The 23,264-nt window shown below is 70.4% G+C and carries 21 protein-coding genes and 1 pseudogene; 13 read left to right on the top strand and 9 right to left on the bottom strand.

Annotation, left to right across the window (positions count from 1 at the left end):
* The first annotated feature begins 582 nt into the window (after window positions 1–582).
* Together ACIA5D_RS06940 and ACIA5D_RS06935 are read left to right on the top strand one after the other, a co-directional pair.
* The gene (locus ACIA5D_RS06940) at window positions 583–3,369 is read left to right on the top strand and encodes a TIM barrel protein (RefSeq protein WP_396028914.1); all 2,787 of its coding nucleotides are present in this window, start codon (window positions 583–585) and stop codon (window positions 3,367–3,369) included.
* A complete protein-coding gene (locus ACIA5D_RS06935; protein ID WP_396028913.1) occupies window positions 3,366–5,225 on the top strand; it encodes a hypothetical protein in 1,860 nt (619 codons plus the stop codon). The genes ACIA5D_RS06940 and ACIA5D_RS06935 overlap by 4 nt, the downstream gene beginning before the upstream one ends.
* Here the strand turns inward: ACIA5D_RS06935 and ACIA5D_RS06930 are convergent, their stop codons facing one another.
* Together ACIA5D_RS06930 and ACIA5D_RS06925 are read right to left on the bottom strand one after the other, a co-directional pair.
* Entirely contained in the window at window positions 5,226–6,458 is a 1,233-nt protein-coding gene (locus tag ACIA5D_RS06930) for an NAD(P)-binding domain-containing protein (protein WP_396029489.1), read from the bottom strand.
* 14 nt (window positions 6,459–6,472) lie between these two features.
* Entirely contained in the window at window positions 6,473–7,021 is a 549-nt protein-coding gene (locus tag ACIA5D_RS06925; protein WP_396028912.1) for an OsmC family protein, read from the bottom strand.
* A gap of 99 nt (window positions 7,022–7,120) precedes the next feature.
* On the opposite strand from ACIA5D_RS06925, the gene ACIA5D_RS06920 reads away from it, so the two are divergent.
* From ACIA5D_RS06920 to ACIA5D_RS06895, 6 genes and pseudogenes are all read left to right on the top strand, one after another.
* Entirely contained in the window at window positions 7,121–8,347 is a 1,227-nt protein-coding gene (locus ACIA5D_RS06920) for a homoserine O-acetyltransferase (protein WP_396028911.1), read from the top strand.
* On the top strand, window positions 8,338–9,639 hold the full coding sequence (locus ACIA5D_RS06915) for an O-acetylhomoserine aminocarboxypropyltransferase/cysteine synthase family protein (RefSeq protein ID WP_396028910.1): 1,302 nt from the start codon (window positions 8,338–8,340) through the stop codon (window positions 9,637–9,639). Before ACIA5D_RS06920 ends, ACIA5D_RS06915 begins: the two co-directional genes overlap by 10 nt.
* The gene (locus ACIA5D_RS06910) at window positions 9,636–10,118 is read left to right on the top strand and encodes a CoA-binding protein (protein ID WP_396028909.1); all 483 of its coding nucleotides are present in this window, start codon (window positions 9,636–9,638) and stop codon (window positions 10,116–10,118) included. The genes ACIA5D_RS06915 and ACIA5D_RS06910 overlap by 4 nt, the downstream gene beginning before the upstream one ends.
* Before the next feature lie 84 nt (window positions 10,119–10,202).
* A pseudogene (locus ACIA5D_RS06905) lies at window positions 10,203–10,328 on the top strand (carbohydrate-binding protein); the annotation flags it as partial.
* Between the two features lie 103 nt (window positions 10,329–10,431).
* Window positions 10,432–11,364 (top strand): zinc-binding alcohol dehydrogenase family protein, encoded by a 933-nt coding sequence (locus ACIA5D_RS06900; RefSeq protein ID WP_396028908.1) that lies wholly within the window; start codon window positions 10,432–10,434, stop codon window positions 11,362–11,364.
* A gap of 234 nt (window positions 11,365–11,598) precedes the next feature.
* Complete coding sequence (locus ACIA5D_RS06895) at window positions 11,599–14,451, top strand: GH92 family glycosyl hydrolase (protein WP_396028907.1); 2,853 nt, start codon at window positions 11,599–11,601, stop codon at window positions 14,449–14,451.
* A 266-nt stretch (window positions 14,452–14,717) separates the two neighbouring features.
* On the opposite strand, the gene ACIA5D_RS06890 is transcribed toward ACIA5D_RS06895, so the two are convergent.
* Window positions 14,718–15,152 (bottom strand): hypothetical protein, encoded by a 435-nt coding sequence (locus tag ACIA5D_RS06890; RefSeq protein ID WP_396028906.1) that lies wholly within the window; start codon window positions 15,150–15,152, stop codon window positions 14,718–14,720.
* 107 nt (window positions 15,153–15,259) lie between these two features.
* On the opposite strand from ACIA5D_RS06890, the gene ACIA5D_RS06885 reads away from it, so the two are divergent.
* The 3 genes from ACIA5D_RS06885 (at window position 15,260) to ACIA5D_RS06875 (ending at window position 16,390) form a co-directional block, all read left to right on the top strand.
* Window positions 15,260–15,835: a TetR/AcrR family transcriptional regulator gene (locus ACIA5D_RS06885; protein ID WP_396028905.1), complete on the top strand. Its 576-nt coding sequence runs from the start codon at window positions 15,260–15,262 to the stop codon at window positions 15,833–15,835.
* 79 nt (window positions 15,836–15,914) lie between these two features.
* Window positions 15,915–16,106: a helix-turn-helix domain-containing protein gene (locus ACIA5D_RS06880; protein WP_396028904.1), complete on the top strand. Its 192-nt coding sequence runs from the start codon at window positions 15,915–15,917 to the stop codon at window positions 16,104–16,106.
* Window positions 16,073–16,390 (top strand): TetR-like C-terminal domain-containing protein, encoded by a 318-nt coding sequence (locus tag ACIA5D_RS06875; protein WP_396028903.1) that lies wholly within the window; start codon window positions 16,073–16,075, stop codon window positions 16,388–16,390. Before ACIA5D_RS06880 ends, ACIA5D_RS06875 begins: the two co-directional genes overlap by 34 nt.
* Here the strand turns inward: ACIA5D_RS06875 and ACIA5D_RS06870 are convergent.
* The 3 genes from ACIA5D_RS06870 to ACIA5D_RS06860 all read right to left on the bottom strand — a co-directional run bounded on the left by ACIA5D_RS06870 (window position 16,368) and on the right by ACIA5D_RS06860 (window position 17,293).
* A complete protein-coding gene (locus ACIA5D_RS06870) occupies window positions 16,368–16,649 on the bottom strand; it encodes an FAD-binding protein (RefSeq protein ID WP_396028902.1) in 282 nt (93 codons plus the stop codon). The genes ACIA5D_RS06875 and ACIA5D_RS06870 overlap by 23 nt on opposite strands.
* 257 nt (window positions 16,650–16,906) lie before the next feature.
* Entirely contained in the window at window positions 16,907–17,044 is a 138-nt protein-coding gene (locus ACIA5D_RS06865) for a hypothetical protein (protein ID WP_396028901.1), read from the bottom strand.
* Between the two features lie 30 nt (window positions 17,045–17,074).
* Window positions 17,075–17,293 carry an FAD-binding protein gene (locus ACIA5D_RS06860; RefSeq protein WP_396028900.1) on the bottom strand — a complete coding sequence of 73 codons (219 nt, stop codon included), beginning with the start codon at window positions 17,291–17,293 and terminating at the stop codon, window positions 17,075–17,077.
* Window positions 17,294–17,328: 35 nt separating this feature from the next.
* Here ACIA5D_RS06860 and ACIA5D_RS06855 point away from each other — a divergent pair, with 35 nt between their 5' ends.
* Window positions 17,329–17,517, top strand: a complete 189-nt coding sequence (locus ACIA5D_RS06855) for a hypothetical protein (protein ID WP_396028899.1) — start codon at window positions 17,329–17,331, stop codon at window positions 17,515–17,517.
* Between the two features lie 364 nt (window positions 17,518–17,881).
* Here ACIA5D_RS06855 and ACIA5D_RS06850 read toward each other — a convergent pair whose 3' ends face one another.
* Window positions 17,882–18,067, bottom strand: a complete 186-nt coding sequence (locus tag ACIA5D_RS06850) for an FAD-binding protein (protein ID WP_396028898.1) — start codon at window positions 18,065–18,067, stop codon at window positions 17,882–17,884.
* A 157-nt stretch (window positions 18,068–18,224) separates the two neighbouring features.
* Between ACIA5D_RS06850 and ACIA5D_RS06845 the strand changes: the two genes are divergently transcribed.
* On the top strand, window positions 18,225–19,463 hold the full coding sequence (locus tag ACIA5D_RS06845) for a hypothetical protein (RefSeq protein WP_396028897.1): 1,239 nt from the start codon (window positions 18,225–18,227) through the stop codon (window positions 19,461–19,463).
* Window positions 19,464–19,466: 3 nt separating this feature from the next.
* On the opposite strand, the gene ACIA5D_RS06840 is transcribed toward ACIA5D_RS06845, so the two are convergent.
* Together ACIA5D_RS06840 and ACIA5D_RS06835 are read right to left on the bottom strand one after the other, a co-directional pair.
* A complete protein-coding gene (locus ACIA5D_RS06840) occupies window positions 19,467–22,628 on the bottom strand; it encodes an ATP-binding protein (RefSeq protein ID WP_396028896.1) in 3,162 nt (1,053 codons plus the stop codon).
* Window positions 22,625–23,257, bottom strand: a complete 633-nt coding sequence (locus tag ACIA5D_RS06835) for a hypothetical protein (RefSeq protein ID WP_396028895.1) — start codon at window positions 23,255–23,257, stop codon at window positions 22,625–22,627. The genes ACIA5D_RS06840 and ACIA5D_RS06835 overlap by 4 nt, the downstream gene beginning before the upstream one ends.
* Window positions 23,258–23,264 lie beyond the last annotated feature (7 nt).

The raw sequence follows: 23,264 nt of genomic DNA, 5'->3' as shown, positions 1-23,264 counted from the left end.
GCTCGTCAGCATTCCCGTGGTGGTCATGTACGCCTTCGGACAACGCTTCCTGACCGAAGGGCTCACCGCAGGCTCGGTGAAGGGCTGACCAGGGAATCCAGCGCGCGACGTCGTGACCGGCGTGCGCGGCGGCCCGGAGAGCAGGACCTCTCGGCGGCGGCCCCGGTGGTGATCCTCCCGGCGACAACCTACCGGCTTTCCGAACACCCCAAACCTGACGCGTACGGCGCGAGCACGCCGGGCGGGACCTCGCCGGGCTGGACCATCCACTCGCCGGCCTCGTAGCACCCGGCCGAGATGTCGAGGGCGTCCACGCCCGCCCGGGCGCAGCGGCGGGCGGCCGCCCCGAACGCGTCGGCGATATCCGCGATCTCGGCGGCGGTCAGCTCCCCGGGGTGCCGTAGTTGCGTTCCATCGGCGGGCTGACCACGCGGTTGCGCAGCTCGTGCCGGCCAATGCGGAGCGGGCTGCCGAGGATGAGCACGGACATGAATATAGACCACCAGATGGTTCCCAAGAACCGGCTAGCGGACCATTATGAACTATCTAGTGAGTTCACTACCGCCGAAGCGGAGGGACGCCGTGACCGGACGCCGGATGTCCATCGCCACCCACTGCCTGTCGGGCACCCTCGAGGACAAGCTCGCCGCGGCCGCAGCCGCCCGGTTCCACGGTGTCGAGCTAGCCGAGAGCGACCTGGTCGCCTCGTCCTGGTCGCCGCACCGCATCCGCGACGAGTGCGCCCGGCGTGGCCTGAGCGTCGACGCCTACCAGCCGTTCCCGGACGTCGAAGCGGTCCCGCCCGGCGTGTTCACGGCGAACCTGCGCCGCGCCGAGCGGACTTTCGCCGTACTCGAAGAAATTGGCGTGCGGACGGTGGTGGTCTGCTCGTCGATGAGCCCGGAATCGGTGGACGACGACGACCTCGCCGCCGAGCAGCTGCACACGCTGGCCGGGCGCGCCGAGGCGCACGGGCTCCGCATCGCCTACGAGGCGCTGGCCTGGGGACGCTTCGTCAACACCTACGCGCACGCCTGGCGGATCGTGCGCCGGGCCGGGCATCCCGCGCTGGGGCTGTGCCTGGACAGCTTCCACGTCCTCGCGCGCGGCGACTCGGCCGGCATCCGGGTCATCCCGGGCGACAAGATCTTCCACCTCCAGCTGGCCGACGCGCCGCGGCCGACCATGGACGTGGCCGAGCGCAGCCGGCACCACCGGCTCTTCCCGGGGCTCGGCTCCCTCGATGTCGCCGGGTTCCTCGGGCACGTCGACAGCACCGGCTACGACGGGCCGCTGTCCCTCGAGGTCTCGAACGACGTGTACCGGCAGGCCGACCCGCGGCACGCCGCGATCAACGGCATGCGGTCACTGCTGACCCTCGACGAGACGGAGTCGGCGCCGCCCGGCCTCAGCGGGATCGTCTTCACCGAGCTGGCGGTCGACGACGTCTCGGGCCCGCGGGTGGCCGCCGCCCTGGCCGCGCTCGGCTTCGCGCACACCGGCCAGCACCGATCGAAGCCCGTGCAGCTCTGGCAGCAGGGGGCGGCGCGAATCCTCCTTAACTTCGCGGCCCAGCGAACGGTCACCCCCGGAACGGCGACGATCGTCGCGCTCGCGGTGGAGAGCGCCGACCCGGCCCGGTCGATCGAGCGCGCCGAACGGCTGCTCGCTCCGGTGCTCCCCCGTCTGCGCCGGCCCGGGGAGGCCGACCTCGCGTCGATCGCGGCCCCCGACGGCACGTCGGTGTTCCTGGTGCGCAACGAGGCCTGGCTCCAGGACTTCCTGCCCCCGGCACCTGCGAGCGAGAGCCCGGCCGCCGCCGGCGCGAGCACGGCCGCCGCCGGCGGGAGCACGGCCGGTGGCGCGAGCACGGCCGGTGGCGCGAGCACGGCCGGTGGCGCGAGCACGGCCGGTGGCGCGAGCACGGCCGGTGGCGCGAGCACGGCCGGTGGCGGCGACGGCCCGGTCACCGTCATCGACCACGTCTCGCTCACCGACTCGGTGGACGACTTCGACGAAGCCGCGATCTTCTACCGCGCGGTGCTGGGCCTGCGCTCCGGCGAGACCTCGGAGATCGCCGCGCCGTTCGGGCCGATCCGCAGCCGGGCCGCCGAGGATCCCGGCCACCGGGTGCGAATCGCCCTTAACACCGCCCCGATGCGCCGCGGCGACTGGGCGCCCGCGATCCCCAACCCGCAGCAGGTCGCATTCGGCGCCGACGACGCGATCGCCGCCGCGCGCGCGATGCGCGCGCGTGGCGCGCCGCTGCTCAAGATCCCGGACAACTACTACGCCGACCTCGACGCCCGGCTCGACCTGCCGCCGGAGCTGCTCGCCGCGCTGCGGGAGAACTCCATCCTCTACGACCGCGACGAGAGCGGCGCCTACCTGCACTTCTACACCGAGATGCTCGGCCACCGGGTCTTCTTCTCGGTGGTGCAGCGCGTCGACGGATATCAGGGATACGGCGGCCCGGTCAGCGCGCCGGTGCGCATGGCCGCCCACCGCGAGCGCCGGCTGCTCACGCTGCGACAGAACAAGACACCCGACCAGCGCCACGACTTCTCGCTCGCCCACCTCACCGCGCTGAGCCTCTCGCCGCCCGAGCTGGTCGACGCGGCCGCCGAGGCCGGCTACCGGTACGTGGGCCTGCGCCTGACCCGGGTCACCCCGCAGGAGCCGCACTACCCGCTCGCCACCGACCCGGCGCTGATGCGGACCACGAAGGTGCGTCTGGCCGCCACCGGGATCGAGGTCCTCGACATCGAGCTCGCCCGGATCAGCCCGGACGAGGACCCGCGCGACTTCCAGCGCTTCCTCGAGGCCGGGGCCGAGCTCGGCGCCCGCCACGTCATCGCGCAGCTGCCCGACCCCGACCGGGCCCGCAAGACCGACCGCTTCGCGCAGCTCTGCGAGATGGCCCGCCCGCTCGGCCTCACCGTCGACCTCGAGTTTCCGTCGTGGACGGAAACTCCCGACCTGAACGCGGCCGTCCGGGTTCTCCGCGGCGCCGCCCAGCCCAACGCCGGCATCCTGATCGACCTGCTGCACTTCGCCCGCTCCGGGTCGAGCGTCGCCGACCTGCGCCAGCTGCCCGCCGAGTGGTTCCACTTCGTCCACGTCTGCGACGCGCCGCCCGGGGTGCCGGCCACCAATGAGGGCCTCATCCACACCGCCCGGTTCGAGCGGCTGTTCCCCGGCGAGGGCGGCATCGACATCCCCGGCATCCTCGGCGCCCTGCCGCCCGGGCTGCCCTACGCGCTGGAGATCCCGCGGGCCACCCTCGTCGCCCAGGTCGGTGGCAAGGAGCACGCCCGGCTGGCGATCGCCGCGGCCCGCACACACCTCGAGAAAGGCGAAACTCTGTGACCATCATCGACCGACGCCGGCTCCTCATGGGCACCGCCGGGCTGGCGGTGGGCGCCGCCCTTCCGGCGACACCAGCCCGGGCGGAAGAGCGGGCGGAAGAGCCGGCGACGCCGGCCCGGGCGGAAGTGCCCGAGCCCGGAAATCTCGACGGACGGCCGTTCCCCGCCTACGACTACTCCCGCGCCAACAAGCTGCCGCGCGAGATGACCGGCTACTGGACGAAATCGTTCGGCGCCCGCACCGCGAAGGTCTACATCTCCCCCGAGACCCCGATCCGCTCCTATTTCACGGTGATCGCGGCGCCCGACGGCGGTTTCCCCGACCGATCCGCGTGGATCGCCATGGCGGACGAGCGCCAGGAGGGCCTGTTCATCCTCGAGCCGGGCCCGGATGGCTGGGACGCCCCCGAGGAGGAAATCGCCTACGTCGAGGAGGCGATGGCGTTCTTCCAGAACAACCGCTACTTCTCCATTTTCGGGCTGCACTACCTCATCGGGTACGGCGGCGGCGCACCCGCCCTGGAAGCGTGGGCACTGGCCCACCCGCTGCGCGTCATAGCCCAGGTCTACGTCGACTCCCCCGGCCTGAGCGCCGAATACCTCAACTCCTATGCGTCCCGCGAATTCGGCGGCCAGACCGACGGCTACACGCCCGTCGAGTTCCCGCCCGGCTTCGACCTGATCCGTTACGACGAAACGGTTCTGCCGACGTGGTACGTCCACCCCGACCCGCGTTCGTCGGGCGCGAGCCTCGCCTATTGGAAGCGCGCCAACGACGTGGGGCACGGCAGACAGCACAGCGTTCTCGGCACGGTCCACCAGCAGCGTCACGGGTCGGACCGGTGGATGACGTCGCACGCCGGGCCGATCGCGAAAGTCGCCGTGCAGCCCCGCCGGCGGGTTTCGGCCCGCGACATCGCCGGCTTCCTCACCGCGTACACGAGGTATGAGAATTTCTTCGCCTACGGGAACCAGCTCTACGAACGCGCCGACTACCGCCGCCTCGGCATCGAGACGCACACGATGATGGTGAACGGTTTCGTCCGCGAATATCTGGTCTACGTCCCCCGTGGCGCGGGACGGAAAGCGCCCGTCCTGTTCGTGTGGCCCGGCAACAGCCAGACCGACAAGGTGTTCGTCGACGCCACCCAGTGGTGGAAGGTCGCCGAGCGCGAGGGATTCATCCTCGTCGTCATCTGCGAGCAGTACAGCAACACGTCGGTGTCGGTCAGCCACCGCGACTCGAACGTGTTCTTCCAGCAGCTGCGAGACACTCTCGTGCACGGGTACGACGTCGACCCCACCCGCTTCTACTCGACCGGCCAGTCCGCCGGCAGCCAGGTCACCCAGACCTTCGCCGTCGCCTTCCCCGAGTATTTCGCCGCCGTCGCCTCCACCTCTTTCACCGTCGCTCCCGACGCCGCCGGAAACGTCACCATGGACGGCGTCGCCTATCCGGCCGCCAACCGGACGATTCCCACCTACCAGATCTACGGGTACGGCGATCTGCCGTTCCTCGAGGGCACGCTGTGGGACGACACGCAGAACTCCCTCGACGCGTGGGCGCGATATCACCTGGGAGTCAACGGATTGACGCTCGACGACGTGGACACGAAGGCCGGCCGGCGGAGCGGATTCCACCAGCGCTTCCGGACGTGGACCTGGAATTCGCGGGGCATAGCGGTGCTCAAGGTGACGAAGAACGTCTACCGCTCGCACAACACCATGGCCGAGGAGCAGCCCCTGCTGTGGGACTTCCTCAAGCACTACAGCCGCGAAACCGCCGCGGACGGCACGGTCACCCGCTACTACAGCCCGTCGGCCTTCCGCCGGCGCGGGGACCGGCGGCGCCTCTGATCACGCGCCCAGGCCGGAGGCCAGGTGACCGACCACTGCCCGGGCGTCGTCCTCGATGCCGTTGATGAACGACGACCGGCGGCGCCGGAGCATGGGCAGACCGAGCGCGTAGAGACCGGGCGCGTCGAGCACCCCGCCCGCGTGGCGCAGGTGGCCCTTGCCGTCCACCACCGGAACGTCGAGCCAGCCGTAGTCGGGGCGGAAACCGGTCGCCCAGAGGATCGAGCCGATCCCGCCGCCGCGCAGGTCCAGACGCAACCGGGCCGGCGCGGGCACGACGGTGGGCGGGAAATCCTCGGGCGGCCCCACCTCGGCGTCGCGCCCGCTCGCCTTCGCCCACTCGTCGAACGTCGTGAGCAGGCGTCTCATCTTGAGGTCGGCCAGCGAGCAGACGTTGCGCAGCCCGCCGGAGAACAGGGCGCTGCCGTCGCGCACGGTCGCCAGCCGCCCGACCAGCTCGACGCCGAGCGCGGTCAGCGCGTTGAGATCGAGGGTGGCCCGCTCCGGGCCGCCGACGAGTTGCGGCGAGGGCAGGCGGCGGGCCCGTGTGAGGTCGTCGACCTCGTCGTAGCGCTGGTCCCACACCCCGCTGTGGTGCATCCACCAGAGCACGTCGCGGCCCCGGTACACGCGCGGCAGCCGTACGTGCTCGCCCACCGCGAGCGTCACCTGCCGGCCCGAGCGTTGCAGCTCGGCCGCCAGCTGCACGCCGGTCGCCGAGGCGCCCACCACGAGCACCCCGCCGTCCGGCAGACCCGAAGGGCCGCGGTAGTCGAACGGGGTCAGCTGCTCGACCGACGACGGCACGCCGGCGCTGACGCCGGGCACGGTCGGCACGTTGCAGGCGCCGCTGGCGATCACGACCGCCCGGCACCAGAGGTCGCCCTGGCTGGTCGACACGTGGTAGCCGTCGTCGGCGGGCTTCACCGAGAAGACGTCGGCGCCCGTTCGCACCGGCGCCCGGCTGACGACGGCGAAGCGCTCGATGAACTCGACCACCTCGCCGCTCGTCATGTAGCCGTCGGGATCAGGGCCGTCGTACGCGTGGCCCGGCAGCCGGCTCAGCCAGTTGGGCGTGAGCAGACGCAGGGAATCCCAGCGCTCGCGCCGCCACGAGTTGGCCACCTCGCCCCGCTCGAGGACGACGTGCCCGACCGACCGTTCGGTAAGGAAGTGGCTGGCGGCCAGGCCGGCGTGCCCGGCGCCGACGACAACCGCGGTGACGCTTTCGATGGTTCTGCCCTACCTCAGCGAACTTCGACCGTGACGTCGGTCGGGTTGGTGAGCGCGTCGAAGACGGCGGAGCGCTTCTGGGACTGCGCCACCAGCGCCTCGATCTCTTCCTTCGTCGCGTCCGCGTCGATGTTGAAGGTCACCTTGATGTCGTTGAAACCGTTGCGGACGTCGCTGTCGGCGCCGAGGATGCCCCGGATGTCGTGGTTGCCCTCGACCGTCGCCTCGACCGAGCGCAGCTGGATGCCCCGGTTCTGCGCCACCGAGGCCACGCCGGCGGTCAGGCAGCCGGCCAGGCCCACGAGCAGGTACTCGATCGGGGTGATGCCCTGGTCCTCGGCCGCGAAGACCTCGGGGTGATCGGCCGAGAACACCGTCTCGGTCTTGTGGGTCTGCTCCTGCCCGAGCCCGAAGAACTTCTGGACGCTCGTCGTGCTGTGCACGCCGTTGTCCCACTTGGAGGCCGCCCGCCAGGTGAACTGGGCCGCCTCGGGGGCGCCCTTGAGCACCTCGCGCGCCTCCAGCAGTGCCTGCACGTTGACCCCGTTATCCACCGTCGTCATACCGATTCTCCTTTTCGACCCGGTTATCCTACTAACTCCATAGGGATTCGCGACAACCATACTGGCCTGGGCAGACGACGCATAGCTATCATCGCCCACATGGTGGCACCCTCGACCCTTCCGGCCGGCTCGGTCGGCAGCGTCGAAACCCAGTTCCTTGATCTGCCGGCCCCGCTGCCGCTCGACTGCGGGCGTGAGCTGCGCTCGGTCCGCGTCGCGTACGAAACGTACGGCACCCTCACCCCCCAGCGTGACAATGTCATCATGGTGTGTCACGCCTTGAGCGGTGATGCTCACGCTGCCGGATATTCGACAGCAGCCCCGGCCGCGAGCACCCGCGACGGGTTCGCGGCCGAGAGTCGCGACGGCTCGGCCGGCAAGGCCCTCGGCTGGTGGGACGGCATGATCGGCCCGGGCAAGGCGTTCGACACCGACCATTTCTACGTCGTCTCGACCAACCTGCTCGGCGGCTGCAAGGGAACGACCGGCCCCTCCTCGATCGACCCCGAGACCGGCAAACCGTACGGGTCAGACTTCCCGGTCATCACCGTCGCCGACATGGTGCGGTGCGAGCGGGCCTTCCTCGACGAGCTCGGCATCGAACGGCTCGTCGCCGTCGCCGGTGGCTCACTGGGCGGGATGCAGGCGCTGCAATGGGCCGTCACGTACCCCGATCAGGTCGACTCGATCGTGGTGATCGCCTCCACGCACGCCCTCCATCCGCAGGGCGTGGCCTGGAACGCGATCGCGCGGGAGGCGATCACCCGCGATCCCGCGTGGCAGGGCGGCGACTACTACGGAACGGGCCGGCAGCCCGACGACGGGATGAGCGTGGCCCGGATGGTCGGCCATATGACATACCTGTCGGCGCCCGCTCTCGACGACAAATTCGGCCGGCGGCTGCAGTTCGCCGACGACATCCGCTACACGATCGACCGGCCGGAATTCGAGATCGAGAGCTACCTCGACTACCAGGCCGGGTCGTTCGTCAAGCGGTTCGACGCGGGCACCTACGTACGGATGTCCCGCGCTCTGACGTATTTCGACCTGGCCCGGCAGCACGGGGACGGGTCGCTCGCTCGTGCGTTGGCCGACGTCTCCGCCCGTACGCTGCTCATTGCCTTCAGTTCCGATTGGCTGTACCCGCCGATCGCCTCGATCCAGATCGAGGCGGCGCTGACCGAGGCGGGCAAGCCGGTCGAGTACCACCTGATCGAGGCGCCGTACGGACATGACTGCTTCCTCCTCGAGGAAGCCCGCCAGACGCCCATCGTCCGGCGATTCCTGAAAGAGGACCGGCAATTCTTGAAAGAGGGATGGCAGTGATCGAGCAAGCCCACGAGTTCGGGTTCGAGACCCGGCAGTTGCATGCCGGCCAGCGGCCCGACCCGAACACGGGCGCCCGCGCCGTGCCGATCTTCCAGACCACCAGCTACGTGTTCGAAGACCCGGAGTCGGCGGCTGCCTACTTCAACCTGCAGGAGTACGGCAACACGTACTCCCGCATCATGAACCCGACCGTCGCGGTGTTCGAGGAGCGGGTCGGCAACCTCGAGGGCGGCTCCGGCGCGGTCGCCTTCTCGAGCGGCATCGCGGCCCAGGCGGGCGCGCTGTTCACGCTGCTCGAGCCGGGCGACCACGTGGTCGCCTCCTCGGCGCTGTACGGCGGCACGGTCAACCAGCTCAAGCACATGCTGCGCAAGATGAACGTCGAGCTGACCTGGGTCGACCCCGACGACACCGACGCGTGGCGCAAGGCGGTCGCGGCCAACACCAAGGCGTTCTTCGGCGAGACGATCGGCAACCCCGGCGGCAACGTGCTCGACATCGAGGCGGTGGCCGGCATCGCGCACGAGCACGAGCTGCCCCTGATCGTGGACAACACGTTCGCCACGCCTTATCTGTGCCGGCCGATCGAGTTCGGCGCCGACATCGTCATCCACTCGGCGACCAAGTTCATCGGCGGCCACGGCACGAGCATCGGCGGCGTCGTGGTCGAGTCCGGCCTGTTCAACTGGTCCAACGGGCGCTTCCCGGTGGTGGCCGACCCCTCCCCCGCCTACCACGGTCTCCAGTTCCACGAGACGTTCGGGACGTACGGATACTTGATGAAGTTGCGGGCCGAGACGCTGCGTGACCTGGGCGGCGCGCTTTCGCCGTTCAACGCGTTCCTGTTCCTGCAGGGCCTCGAGACGCTGTCGCTGCGGATGGAGCGGCACGTCACGAACGCCGTGAAGGTGGCGAAGTTCCTCGAGTCGCACCCGCTGGTCACCCGGGTGGGCTATCCGGGACTGCCGTCGAGCGGCTATCGGCCGCTGGTCGAGAAGTATCTGCCGCGCGGGGCGGGCGCGGTGTTCTCGTTCGACTGCGCCGGGGGCCGCGACGCCGGCCAGGATCTGATCCGCAACGTGACGCTGTGGTCGCATCTGGCGAACGTCGGCGACGCCAAGAGCCTGATCATCCATCCGGCCAGCACGACCCACCGCCAGCTGAGCGACGAGGAACTGCAGGCGGCGGGGGTCGGGCCCGGAACCGTACGGCTGTCGGTCGGCACCGAGTCGGTGGACGACCTGATCTGGGACCTGGAGCAGGCATTGGGAAAGGTGGCCGCGGCATGAGCGACCTCGAGCGGTACCAGGACGTGACCGCGATCCAGCGCGTCCTGCACAACTCCAAGACGATCGCGATCGTCGGCCTGTCGAACAACCCGCTGCGGGCCAGCTACTTCGTCGGCTACTACGCGAAGCGGCACGGCTATCGGGTGATCCCGGTGAACCCCCGCGAGACCGAGATCCTCGGCGAGAAGAGCTACCCGAGCCTGCGCGACGTGCCCGAGCACGTCGACGTGGTGAACGTCTTCCGCGCCCCGAGCGCGCTCCCCGACATCGCGCGGGACGCGGTGGCGATCGAGGCCGGCACGCTCTGGTGCCAGTTCGGCGTGATCAACGAGGAGGGCTCGCGGATCGCCGAGGAGGGTGGCCTCACGGTGATCGTGGATCGCTGCCTCAAGGTCGAGCACGCCCGCTACGTGGGCCGGATGCACTGGCTCGGCTTCAACACCCAGCGCATCACCGCGGTCCGGGGCGGACTTCAATAGACAACTATCGCTGAATCGACCCCGCCCACCACGATTCCGACCACGACGCCGACCTCCTCGCCCACGGGCGGCGCCTGCCCGGTCGCGGCGTGGAGCGCGACGGCGGTGTACACGGCGGGCAACCAGGCGAGCCAGAACGGGCACAAGTACACCGCGAACTGGTGGACGCAGAACGAGTCCCCCGCCACGCACAGCGGCCAGTGGGACGTCTGAGCCGACAACCGAACTTGCTGACGGCACGTCCTTGACATAGTTCGTAGCACCAACCATCCTAGCGATAGTTGGTGCTACGAACTATTTCCTGGAGGACGCCATGCAGGCCGCCGTTGTCACCTCGTTCGACTCCCCGCCCCGCTACACCGATCATGCCGATCCCGTCGCTCGCGGCAAGGACGAGCTGGTTGTCGACGTCCTCGCCGCGGCCCTGCACCCGCGGGTCCGCTCGCAGGCGGACGGCTCGCACTACACCAGCACCGACGAGCTGCCCCTGGTGCCCGGCATCGACGCCGTGGTGCGCGACGCCAAGGGCCGCGTCCGCTACACGATCATGGACGACACGACCCTCGGCACGATGGCCGAGCGCACGGTGATCGAGGCCGACCGCAGTGTCGTGCTGCCCTCCGGGATCGACCCGGTTCAGGTGGCGGCCGCGATGAACCCGGTGATGTCGTCGTGGATGGCGCTGCGCAAGCGCATCGACTTCCGCCGCCGCCAGCGCGTGCTGATCCTCGGCGCAACCGGCAACGCCGGCCGGATGGCGATCCAGGTCGCCAAGCGGTTCGGCGCCGGCCAGGTGATCGCCGCCGGCCGCGACGCAGCGCGCCTGGCCCCGCTGCGCACGCTCGGCGCCGACCTCACCTGCACCTTCGACGAGCTCGCCGTCGCGGCCGACGTCGACGTGGTCATCGACTACGTCTGGGGCGAGCCGGCCGCTCGCGGAATGGTCGACGTGCTCACCGCCCGCGCCGACCGTAGCGTCCCGCTGAGCTGGATCCAGATCGGCTCGGTCGCCGGCCCCACGGCGGCGATCCCCTCCGCGGCGCTGCGCTCGGCCCGGCTGCAGGTCGTGGGCAGCGGCATCGGCTCGATCCCGGGCCGCGACTTCATCAAGGAACTGCCGAAGATGGCCGCGGCGGTGGCGGACGGAGCTTTCGACGTACGCGCCCGCGCCGTGCCCCTCGCCCAGGTGGAGCAGGCCTGGACCGCGACCGCCGGAACGCCCGACCGCATCGTCTTCGTGCCCTGATTCGCTTTCGCCGTTCTCGAGAACCCCCGCACCGGCGAGTACGGCGTCCTGCGCCGGCCAGCCGGAATCGCCGGAGACGCCACGGTCGCGGACGTCTACGCCCGGCCCGGCGCCATCGCCCGCGGTGCGCCATCGCCCGCCGGTGAGGTAACCCGGGGCAGAGATCATTGACATATTTCAGTACGTAGATTAATCCTGACGATGACATCGTTGTCATCGGAGGGAGTCCGCCACATGCTCCGAACCCGTGTCCTCGCCGCTCTCGCCGGCGTGGCCGTGACCATCCCGCTCGCCACGGTGGCCCAGGCAGCCGGACCGGCGCTCGTCGACGACCCGGCCGCCCACGTCAACCCGTTCATCGGCACCACGAATCTCGGCAACACCTATCCCGGCGCGGTCCGCCCGTTCGGGATGCTCGCCTGGAGCCCGCAGACCTCGCGCGGCACCCAGATCTCCACCCCCGCCCCGGGCGGCTACCAGTACACGGCCACCCGGATCCGCGGCCTGAGCCTCACCCACCTCAGCGGCGTCGGCTGCTCGGGCGCCAACGGCGACATCCCGATCATGCCGCAGGCCGGGGACGTCACCACGTCGCCGACCGCCGACACCACCGACAAGGTCTACGCCAGCACGTTCTCGCACGCCAACGAGGCGGCCGAGCCCGGCTACTACCGGGTCGGCCTCGACAGCGGCGCCGGCGCCGAGCTCACCGTGACCGACCGCAGCGGCATCGGCCAGTTCACCTTCCCGGCCGACAAGAGCGCGAGCCTGCTGTTCCGCACCTCGATGTCGGAGACCGGCAGCGAGAACGCGACCGTGCACATCGATCCGGAAACCCGCACCGTCACCGGTTCGGTCAGCGCCGGAAACTTCTGCGGGCCGCAGAGCACCGACAACTCGCACGCGTACTACACGCTGCACTTCGTCGCGAAACTCGACCAGCCGTTCGCGTCCGTGGGGACCTGGACGGATGCGACGCTCGCGCCGGGCAGCACGGACGCGCAGGGCGGCAGCGGCTACAGCAGCGCCGGGCGGCCCAACGCGGGCAAGGGCTCAGGTGGTTACGTGACTTTCGCGCCCGGGACGACCGCCGTCACGATGCGCGTGGCCATCTCGTACACGGATCTGGCCGGAGCGGAACGAAACCTCGCGGCCGAATCGCCCGCGTCGTTGAATTTCGCGAAAGTCCGGGCGAAAGCCCGGGAGGCCTGGAACGACCGGCTCCGCAAGATCCGCATCGGCGGCGGCACGGCCGACCAGCTGGCCACCTTCTACACGGCGCTCTACCACTCCTCGCTCGAGCCGACACTCACCAGCGACGCCGACGGCCGCTACTACGGCGCCGACGACCAGATCCATCGCGTCAAGAGGCCGCAGAAAGCGCAGTACGGAACTTTCTCCGGCTGGGATGTCTACCGCGCCCAGGTGCAGCTGCTCGCGATGCTCGACCGGCGCCAGGCCAGTGACTATGCGCAGTCGCTGTTCAACTACGCCACCCAGCGCAACGGCGAATGGGATCGCTGGCTGTTGCAGCACGGCAAGACCGCGGTGATGTCGGGCGACCCGGCGGCGGCCGCGATCGCCGCCATGTACGCGTTCGGCGCCCGCGACTTCGACGCCCGCGGCGCGCTCAACTCCCTGGTGCACGCCGCGACCGTCGCGACCGAGAACGACTACAGCGACAAGGGTTGCAACGTCGAATGTTTCGGCCAGCGCCCCTCGCTCAACGAGTACATCAAGAACGGCTACGTCCCGGCCGACGACTGCCACTGCTGGGGCGGCGCCGCCGAGACCCTGGAGGACGCGGCCGCCGACTACGGCATCGCGCAGCTGGCTTTCGCGCTCGGCGACCACAAGACGTACAAAACTTTCCTGGCCCGATCGCACAACTGGCGCAACGTCTACGACCCGTCCGCGAAAGCCGATCCCGGCCTCGAGCACAACATTCGCGAGCACATCACCGCGATCACCGCCAGCGGCGAGAACCCGCCGGGCGAGGGCAAGGCACAGGCCTTCGACGGCGACAAGGGCACCAAGTGGCTCACTTTCGCCACCACCGGCTGGGTCGCCGCGAAGCTCGACGTGCCGCTCACCGTCGCCAACTACGCCCTGACCTCGGGCAACGACGAGCCCGAGCGCGACCCCGCCGACTGGCGGCTGCAGGGTTCGGCCGACGGCACCGCGTGGACCACCATCGACGAGCAGACCGGTCAGGCTTTCGAGAAACGAGGGCAGACAAAGGGGTACGCGGTCGCAAGCCCCGCGCCGTTTTCCTACTACCGCCTCGACGTGACGAAGAACGGCGGCACCGACATCGTGCAGCTGGGCGAGCTGGAGCTGGCCGACCCGGCCGTGCCGACCCCGGCGCCGATCGACAGCCCGTACGTCGGCTGGATGCGTGACCGCTATCTCGACGGCACCTGGGCCGAGGGTTTCAGCCCGTCCACCCAGACCGGTTTCGTCGAGGGCAGCAGCGCCCAGTACACGTGGATGGTCTACTCCGACGTGGTCACGCTGGCGCAGAAGATGGGCGGCAACGACGCCGCCATCGAGCGCCTGGACGCGTTCTTCCGCAACCCCGACGGCACTTTCGATCTGAGCGCGAAAAAGCTCACCCGCTTCGACGCCACCAACGAGCCCGACATCCAGACGCCGTATCTCTACAACTACTTCGGCGCCGCGTACAAGACGCAGGAGACCGTCAAGGCCATCATCGACACCAAGTGGAGCAACGGCACCGGCGGCATCCCCGGCAACGACGACGCCGGCACGATGAGCGCCTGGTATGTGCTGTCGGCGCTCGGCCTCTATCCGACGGTCCCGACCCGGGCCGAGCTGGCGCTGACCACCCCGCTGTTCCCGCGCGCCGAGGTGCGGCTGGGCAGCGGGAGGAAACTGGTCATCGACGCCCCCGGCACCGAGACGTCCCACTACGTCCAGGGCCTGCGGGTCGACGGCCGCCCGACCACGAAGGCATGGTTGCCGGCCCGCGCGGTCACCGACGGCGGCCATTTGGTGTACGCGCTCGGTGCCGTCCCGAGCCTCACCTGGGGCAGCGGCCCGAAGGACGTGCCACCGCAGGACTGACGCGTAGACCGGGGTCCCGGCCGCGTGGGCGGCTGGGGCCCCTGGCGAAGTGGGGGGGGGGCCCCCATTTGTGGGGCCGCCCCCCCCCCCCCCCCCCCCCCCCCCGCCCCCCCGCCAACACAATAGCCCCCGGGCCCGCCCCCCCCCGGGGCCCCCGGGGTGGGGGGGGGGGGGGGGGGGGGGGGGGGGGGGGGGGGGGGGGGGGGGGGGGGGGGTGGGGGGGCCCGCCCCCCGGGCCCCCCCCCCCCCCCCCACTCCAAGCGCCCTCAGCCCGGCGACGTCGCGAACACTTTCGCCGCGGTGCCGGCCAGCCCGGTGAGCACCGTGGCGGCGATCGGGGCGACCATGGCCGCGATCGGAATCTGCGTGGGATCGGTGCCGGTGACGGCCCGTGGGACGGTGATGGCGAGAACCGCCGCGAGAAGCCAGATCGCCAGCGTCGCCACCGCCAGGCCTGTCCAGATGACCTGCCGCGTTGCCGCGCCGCGCAACCGGCCCATGCCGGTCAGGAACGCCACGCTCCCGATCAGGCCCCAGAGCCAGGTGCCGAAGGCCGCGACCGCGAGGTGCTCCTGCTGACTACCGGTGATCATGTCGGGCGCGAGAACAGAGATCAGAATGACCGCGCCCGCGATGCCGGCCAGGCCGGTGGCGGTCCACGACATCCAGGAGCCGTCGGCGGTGTTCGATTGGTCGATCACGATGCCCTCCGATGAGACGAGACGAGACGTACCGTCTTGCGACGAGAGTAGGCGCCCTACCGAGGAGCGTCAAGACGGTACGTCTCGTCTCGTGCTAGCGTCAGATCGTGACCGCACCGCAGCGCCGGAATCCGCAGACCCGGCACGCCATCCTCGAGGCCGCGTTCGCGCTGTGCCACGAGCGCGGATACGCCGCGGTGACGATCGAGGGCGTGGCCGCCCGGGCCGGCGTTGGCAAGCAGAGCATCTACCGGTGGTGGCCGTCGAAGGGCCTGCTCGTGCTGGACGCCTTCCGCGACCACCTCGATCCCCGCCTGGCCACTCCGCCGGCCGCCGACCTTCCGCTGGCCGGACTGCCCGAGCTCCTGCACCGCACCGCGGAGCTGCTGAGCGACCCCCGCTACGGCCGCATGCTCGCCGACCTAGTGGCCGCGGCGCAGCACGATCCGGCTCTGGCCAAGGACTTCCACGAGAAGGTGTACCAGCCCAACCGGGACGGCACCCTCGCCCGGATCCACCGGGCGCAGAAGGCCGGCGAGCTGCGCGACATCGATCCCGACCTGATGGCGGACCTGCTCTTCGGTCCACTGTGGTTCCGGTTGCTGGTCATGCAGGCCCCGCCCACCCCTGCGTACGCGAAGCAGGTCATCGAGACGACACTCGCCGGCCTGCGCGCCGTCTGATCCAGGGGCAGGTGCTGATGAGCGAGACGAAGCGGCGGACGCGCGGGGTGCAACGCGGGCCACGCAGGGTCCAGGTGGCGTGCGCGCCGCGACGCTGGCCGAGGTGGTGCGGGCCGGGTTCGCCAGGCTCACCATCGACGGGGTGGCGAAGGCGGCGGGCGTCAACCGCACGACCATCTACCGGCGGTGGCCGACCAAGGCCGCGCTGCTCGTCGACATGGTCGAGCCGCCGGCTCGTTGCACGCGGACCTGTTGGCGCTGTCGCTGCTGATCCGCGACAACGCCGAGCTGCCCAAGGGGCGCGCCCTGGTCGAAGCCGTGCAGTCCGGCCCGGACGAGCTGCGCGAGCTCGTGGAGACGATGAAAGTCCGAGCGCTGACGCCGTTCCGCCGGGTGCTCGACCGGGCCGGGGCGCGCGGCGAGATCGCCCCGGAGGCCGACCTCGCCGTGATCGCCTATCTCGCCTTCTACGGCGTGGTGCTGTGGGGGCAGATCCATGGCGGCCCGCCGACCGACGAGGACTGCGCGCGGATCATTCGGACCGTGCTCCCGTGACGGCGAGATTGCCGGCGGTATGCCGGGCCGCGACGTAGCCGTACGTGATGCCCTGGCCGATGGTCGCGCCGGGCCCGGGATAGACCCGGCCGAACGCGTTGCCCGCGGCGTTGCCCGACGCGTCCAGGCCCTCGATGACGCTGCCGTCCGGCCGCAGCGCGCGGGCCAGCCAGTTGACGCGGATGCCGCCGCAGGTGCCCAGGTCGCCCCGCACCACTTTGACCGCGTAGTACGGCCCCTTGCCGATCGGCCGAGGCACGGGTTCGGCCTGATCGTGGGATCGCCGTAGTAGCGGTCGTAGGCACTGTCGCCGCGACGGAAGTCGTCGTCACGTCCCGAGGCGGCGACCAGGTTGAACCGCTCGACCGTCGCCCGCAGTCCCGGCATCCCCAGCCCGTCCAGGGTGTCTGCCTTCACCGCGACGCCCGCGTCGTACCAGGCCTTGGGCAGTTGCTGCCGCGGGAACACCCCGCCGCCGAAGACGTAGCGGTTGCGATAGGTCTGCCCGAACACCATCTATACCGGCAGAGCCTGCTCGATCAAGTGCTGGCCGGCCGTCATGTAGTTGACCGCCTCGTTCATGAAACGCTCGCGCCGCTGGTTCACGATGATCTGTCCCAGCAGCGAGCGCTCGGCTAGCAGCGGCCCCGGCATCGGCCCGGGGATCGGCAGCGTCGGGAACCACTAGGACTCGTCCATGAACGCCACGTCGGCCCCGGCCGCCTGCGCGATCCCGATGGCCTCGCCGGTGTTCGCCGGGTTGCCCAGGCACCAGTCGGTGTCGAGCTGCTCGGACTGGTGCTCGTGCCGCATGGCCGCGTTGCGGTCGAACCCGCCCGCCGACAGCAGCACGCCCCGCGCGGCCCGCACGGCCACGTCCGTCCCGTCGCGGGTCACCACCACCCCCGCGACCCGCCCCGTCCTCGACCACGAGCTCCTTGAGCGGCGACTCGGACCAGACCGGGATCTTCGCCGCCCGCACACCCGCGAACAGCCCCGCCGCCAGCGCGCTGCCGCCCGCCGCGTACTCCCGCCGGATCGCCAAGCCGCCCACGCCGAGACCCAAGGGCTTCGCCCCGGTGACGATCCCCCGAGGGCAGCGCGCGACGAGATTCAACCATTTATAGGTACGACCGGAGACCGGCATCGGGAACGGCGCGGTCAACGCCGGGCCGCAGCCGGGCCCGCTCCTTCCCGAGCCGCCGGACGGCTTCGGCTCCATGGCTCGCCCGATGGCCGACCCGCCCGGCAACTCCGGTAAGTAGTCCGCGTACCCGGTCATCCACTGGTACGCCAGCGGCGTCCGGCGGCGCAGCACGTCCCACCGCGTCCGGCCCGTGCACGACGTGGGTCTCCCACCGGGACTCCGGGGTCTCCCCGCGGTCACGTGGCTCAGGTACTCACGGGCCCGCTCCGGGCTGTCCACCACGCCGGCCTGCCCCAGCAGCGCGTTGTTCGGGATCCAGAAGCGGATCGCGACCACACGCTGCGCTACCCGGCGGGCACGGTCGTCGGGGTCCGGCCGGCGCTGTCCCCGCCGGACAACACCGTCGACCCGCCGAAGTACTCAGTCTTCTCCACGATCAGAACAGACAGCCCCGCCTCGGCCGCGGCCAGCGCCGCAAGCATGCCGGTGCCGGAGCCGACCACCAGGAAGTCGAAGCTGATCTCATCCATGCGCGAACGCTAGGCAGCCCCACCCACAAAGGGCAGCAGCGAGTCGCCATTTCATTCGCGGCGAGGGAGTCGGCCCGGGCAGAGAATGACGACGGAAGGGAACCAGTAGCCGGCTCCGCGAAGGTGGCGACGGCCCCAGCCGACAAGGGATGGTCACATGGTGCTCCGGTCAGATGTCGACGTCCTGGTCGTCACGGCGATCAAGGAGGAGTACGACGCCGTGCGGACGGCTGCCGGGCTGTCCCGATGGGAGGAGCACGACGGTGACCCGACGGCTCCGTATCTCACCGCGATCTATCAGGCTCGGACGGGCGAGACGCTGTGCGTGGCGCTCACCCGCCCGACGCAGATGGGTGGCCGGGGCACCGCGCCGATAGCCACGACGCTGACCAACCGGCTCGAGCCCACCTGCCTCGCCATGTGCGGCGTCTGTGCCGGCAATCCCGGCGCCACCGCCCCGGGCGACGTCATCGTCGCCGCCCCGGCCTACGAATGGGACGAGGGCAAGTACACCGGCGACTCCTTCCAGTTCGACCCCCAGCAGTTCCCGCAGGACACCCGATGGGTACGCGCGGCCCAGGACTTCGATCCGTCGAGCCTGCCGAGCTACGGCGTCGCGACCGAGGACGAGGCGGCGGTCTGGTACCTGGAGAGGCTCTACCGGGGTCAGGACCCCCGCACGCATCCGGCCCGCCGGCGCTACTTCCCGCACGCCACCTGGGGAACACGCCTCGCGCGGCTGGAGTCGGAGGGCTTCATCGCATGGCGGGATGCCGATGTGGCGCTCTCCAACGCCGGCCGAAGGCACATCCAGCGAATCCTCTACGCCGACGTCGACGGGCCGGAACGGCTGCCGTTCGTCGTAGTTCCCGGAGCGATGGCCAGCGGTAGCGCGGTCGTCGTGGATCCGAAGATCTGGGACACGCTCGAGGTCGGCCAGCGCAAGATCCTCGCGCTGGACATGGAGGCCGCCACCCTCGCCACGATCGCGCACGAACGACAGGTGCCGCACTGGCTGGTCGTCAAGGGAGTCATGGACCACGCCGACCGCGACAAGGACGATCGCTTCAAAGCGTTCGCCGCCAGGGCGTCGGCCGAGGTGCTCTTGGCCCTGCTCGACAAGCTGCTGGTCGCCTCGCCGGCTCAAGCCGGGGCCGCCGGGGGGATTCCGGACGAGGTGCGGCACGAGATCGAGCGTCAGCTCAGGTACTACTGGCAGGACCTGGCCGACGTCGTCGGAGTCCCGCCGTACGAGACCCGCCGGTTCCGCTCCGGCGACGAGCCGCACGAGCTGTGGGCCTGGCTCGAACAACGAGGGCGGCTGTCCGATCTTCCTGGCGCGCTGGACGAGCTGGGCCGGCCGGACCTGGCGGACATGCTGCGTCCGCACGTCTGAGACTCAACCCCGCGCCCGGACCATGACCTCCTCATCGGTCAGCGGGCTGCTCGGATGATGGCTCAGGCACATCGGCGTACGCGTCTTCTGCGGGATCTCGCCCTCGAGCAGGATGTAGAACTCGCCCGCGGTGAGACGGCCGATGTCCGGAACGTCGCCGCCCTTGACCTTGGCCATCTCGCGTGCGGCATCGATCTGGGCGGGCACGCTCAATCTGCCGAAGAAGTGCGTCGCCGCGTTACCGGGAATGCGATTGTGCAGGTTCTTGGGGGCTTGGGTCGCGAAGATCAACCCAAGACCGTACTTACGCGCCTGCGAGGCCAGCGCGAGCGTGCTCTGGGTACAGGCGGTCATCGCTCCCGAGGGCGCGAGCGTCTGCGCCTCGTCCATGACCAGGAGGCCGAGCAGCGGACGGTCCTTCGCGGGGTTCCTCTTGATCCACGCGAAGAGTCCCATCTGCAGCTGGTTGACAAAGCTCTGGCGAACGTCGTCACCGGGCAGGCCGACGAGGCTGACAACGGAGATCCTCGCGCGCTTGCCCGGCGACGGTGTCAGCAGCGTGCCGGGGTCGGCGGGAGTCCCGCCGCCCCCGAACAGCGGATCGTTGTCCATCGAGGCCGTCAGCGTCTGGGCGAGACCCGCCGCGATCTTCGCGGCACCGTCGAGCGCGCTCACGCCGTCGGGCAGATCGGACAGGAGCGTGATCAGCTCGCGCAGGTCTCGCCCTCCCTGCCGTCCGAAATGGTCAACCGCCCGCCGCAACACCGCAGTCCCCAAATGCGTCGCGCGAGTGCGGCCCACGAGATTGGCGCGCGGCAGGAGGGCGGCGACGGCGGTTTCCACCGCTGCGGCGAACTCGTCGGGGTCGTCGAGCACGCCGGGAAAGTCGGGCAACGGCTGGAAGCTCAGCGAGCGGCCGGACTCCCGCCGTGGCGTCCAGGTGATCACCTCGGTCTCCGCCAGATAGCGCGCCGCGCGTTCGGCGTCACCCGGTCGCCAGCCGTCCGGCGGCTCGGGCCACGGATCGCCGAGCCGCGCGAGATCGTTGTTAGGGTCCAGGACGATCGCGGACACGCCCTGCAGCGCGCACTCCTCCACCAGGCGTCGTAGCAGCACGGTCTTGCCCGACCCCGATGCGGCGAAGATCGCCGCGTGCTTGCGCAAGGCTTCCAGCGACAGCGCGACCGGCATCTGGTCCTCGGCGCCGTAGCCGATGGCGAACCCGGCCGGCGGCCTCTCCTCGGGTCGTGCCACGGCCGCTCGCGGTTCTTCCCCGATCCACGCGTCGACGTCGGCCAGCGCCTCCTTGAACAGCGTGATCTGCTCGGTCGGCCGATAGCGGACCAGCCAGGCCTGAAGCTGTGCCGGATTCTCGTCCCGCAGTCCGTGCAGCGCGGCGAGCACACGAACGTCCGCCTCGTCGACGGCGAGGGTCACCCCACCGTCGCGTTCGAGGTCACGGATCACCTCCTGGGTCTTAGCCGACTGACTCCACGGCCCGTTCCGCAGCAGGAACAGCTTCCGCTTGGCGACCTCCGGCGTGAGACCGGCCGCGGTGCGTGCACGGCGAATGCGGTGCAGGGCGGCAACGCCGTGGTGGGTGTCGCTGATCGCCCGGAACGACCAGTGGACCTGGTCCTCGGTGCGGGACTGGTCCGCGGACCGTTCCCGTTCCTCCTCCGAGCGCTCGTCCAGGTCGCGGCGGAGACGAGCGTGCAGGTCCGGCTTGGAGCTCGGCGGTGGATCGATGCCGAACCGCGCGCCGCGGTCGCCGCGTTCGACGATCCAGGCTTGCAGACCGGCCGCGAGAAGGGCGGGGAACGTGCCGTCCTCGGTGTCGCGCTCCAACGGCGATGTAACGTCCGCGTCCCGCCTCAGCTGTTCGAATCGCGCCTCGATCCGCGCCAGCTCATCACCGGCGACGGCCGGCGCCATCGTGATCGGGGCTCTGCTCGCCCGGTCGTCACCGGGCACGTCGCTTAGGTGCCGCAACTCGCGACACTCATCGTCCACCAGGCAGGCCCGGATGTGCCGGTCGACGGCCATCAACAGCCTTCGCGGAGTGAACTCCCGCGCCTCGTCGAAGATCTCGGTCCGCACCGGCCAGGTCGGATAGGGCGGCGTGAAACCGACGGCGGCGAAGCGGGGCGCGAATCGCTTCTCGATGAGTTGGCGAGCGATGTTCGCGTCGCGCATGCCCTGCAGCGCCATGCAACGACGGAACCTCGGGGCGAACGACAAAGGCGCCCGCCGTTCGATCAGGTCCCACGTCGTCGACAGGGCCGCGACGACGGTCAGGGTCCGGCGGGTCGTGTCTCGCAGGTCGCTCAGCCCGTGCGCGATCCCGGCCGACACAAGCGCCTGCTGCATTTCGCCCTCGCCGGTGGACCGCGCCAGATCTTCCTGGAGGGCCGACTGCGCCACCGCCGTGTCGATCTGATCGAACGCGAACACCGACGGCCCGGTCAACGCCAGCAACCAGGAGATCTCACGGACGATGTCCTGTGTCGTCCGGGCACGATGGCGGATTCCCCACTTCTGCCGCTCCCCCGCGACCGCCTCGTCTTCTCCGGCGAAGAACCCGTCGGCGACGTCCTGGTTTCCGTCGTCCTCCGACGCGCGCAGGGCGAGCGCCCGCAAGGTGTCCCGGCATTCGTGGGCGACGTGACGGTTGAACTCCCCCAGGCCGGCCACGAATACGTCCAGCGCGGCGCGGGTCAGGTCGGTCTCGCCGATCACCGCACGCCGGTCCGCCCGGGGCGCGCCGACCCGGGACGCCAGGCGCCGCAGCAACAACCGCAGCTGCGTCTCGCCGCCGGGCGCCTCGCGAGCCAGACCGTCGAGCAGGAAGACCAGCAAGCCGTCCCAGAAGTTGCGACTGTCGAGCAGTCCGACGAGAAAGAAGTAGCCGCCCCGGAGCTGCGCCTGCTCCCGGATCCAGCCGAGCAGATGCGTCTTGCCACTGCCCTGCCTGCCCTCGAGCACCAGGCCGATCGGGCTGGCGTCGCTGCTGGCCTCAGCCTCGTCGATGCCGTCCTGCACGTCGCGGACGACCGTCTGATGCAGGCCTTCCACATGGAATGCCGGGCGGCGCCAGACGTCGTCCGGCGCCTGCACCCAGGTCAGCCGGAGCGCGGCGAGCGCGGCGCGCTCTTCGTCGATCATCGCCGGCCGATCGCCAGCTTGTGCCGGTCCTCGCCACCGATGTGGATCGCGGCGCGCCGCTCCTCGGCGCCGATCCGGTGCCCGAAGGGCTCGGGCTCCAGCCGCACGTCCTCCGCGTCGAGCATCCGCGCCAGCGCCTGGTCGAGCTCGGCCCGGGGGACATCGCCGACCAACGTCCGGAGCTCGGTGAGGTCGATCCATTCGCCCGGGCCGCCGGCCAGTTTCGCGTATGCGGCCCGGATGCGGCGATCGAGGTCGGCAACCTCCGCGGTCGCGCTTCCGCCGCCATTCCGGTCCGCCAGCAGGCGGACGATTTCGTTCTGCTGCGCTACCACCGCGGCCCAGAGCTGCTTCTCCCGCGGAGTACGCTTCTCGCCCTCCTCGGCCCTGTCCTCGTCGATGGTCACCGGCTCGGCCAGGACCTTGAGTCCGTCCTTGGTGATGGCGTGCCGGTAGGGGCGACGAGTGGTGTCGGAGGAGACGTACCCGGCGGCGTTGAGCTTCTCGTACGCCGGGCTCACCAGCCTGACGTGATAGAGCTTGTCCATCTCCGTGTTGGAGAGCACCCGGCCCACGGCCTTCAAGAGGATCAGAAACGCGTAATCGGCGGAGGCCAGCTCGGCAGCCATCGGGGGT

Origin of the sequence: Actinoplanes sp. NPDC051513 (genome assembly GCF_044454685.1) — a bacterium.
Taxonomy (GTDB): domain Bacteria; phylum Actinomycetota; class Actinomycetes; order Mycobacteriales; family Micromonosporaceae; genus Actinoplanes.
This window is presented reverse-complemented; position numbering and strand designations above follow the sequence as displayed.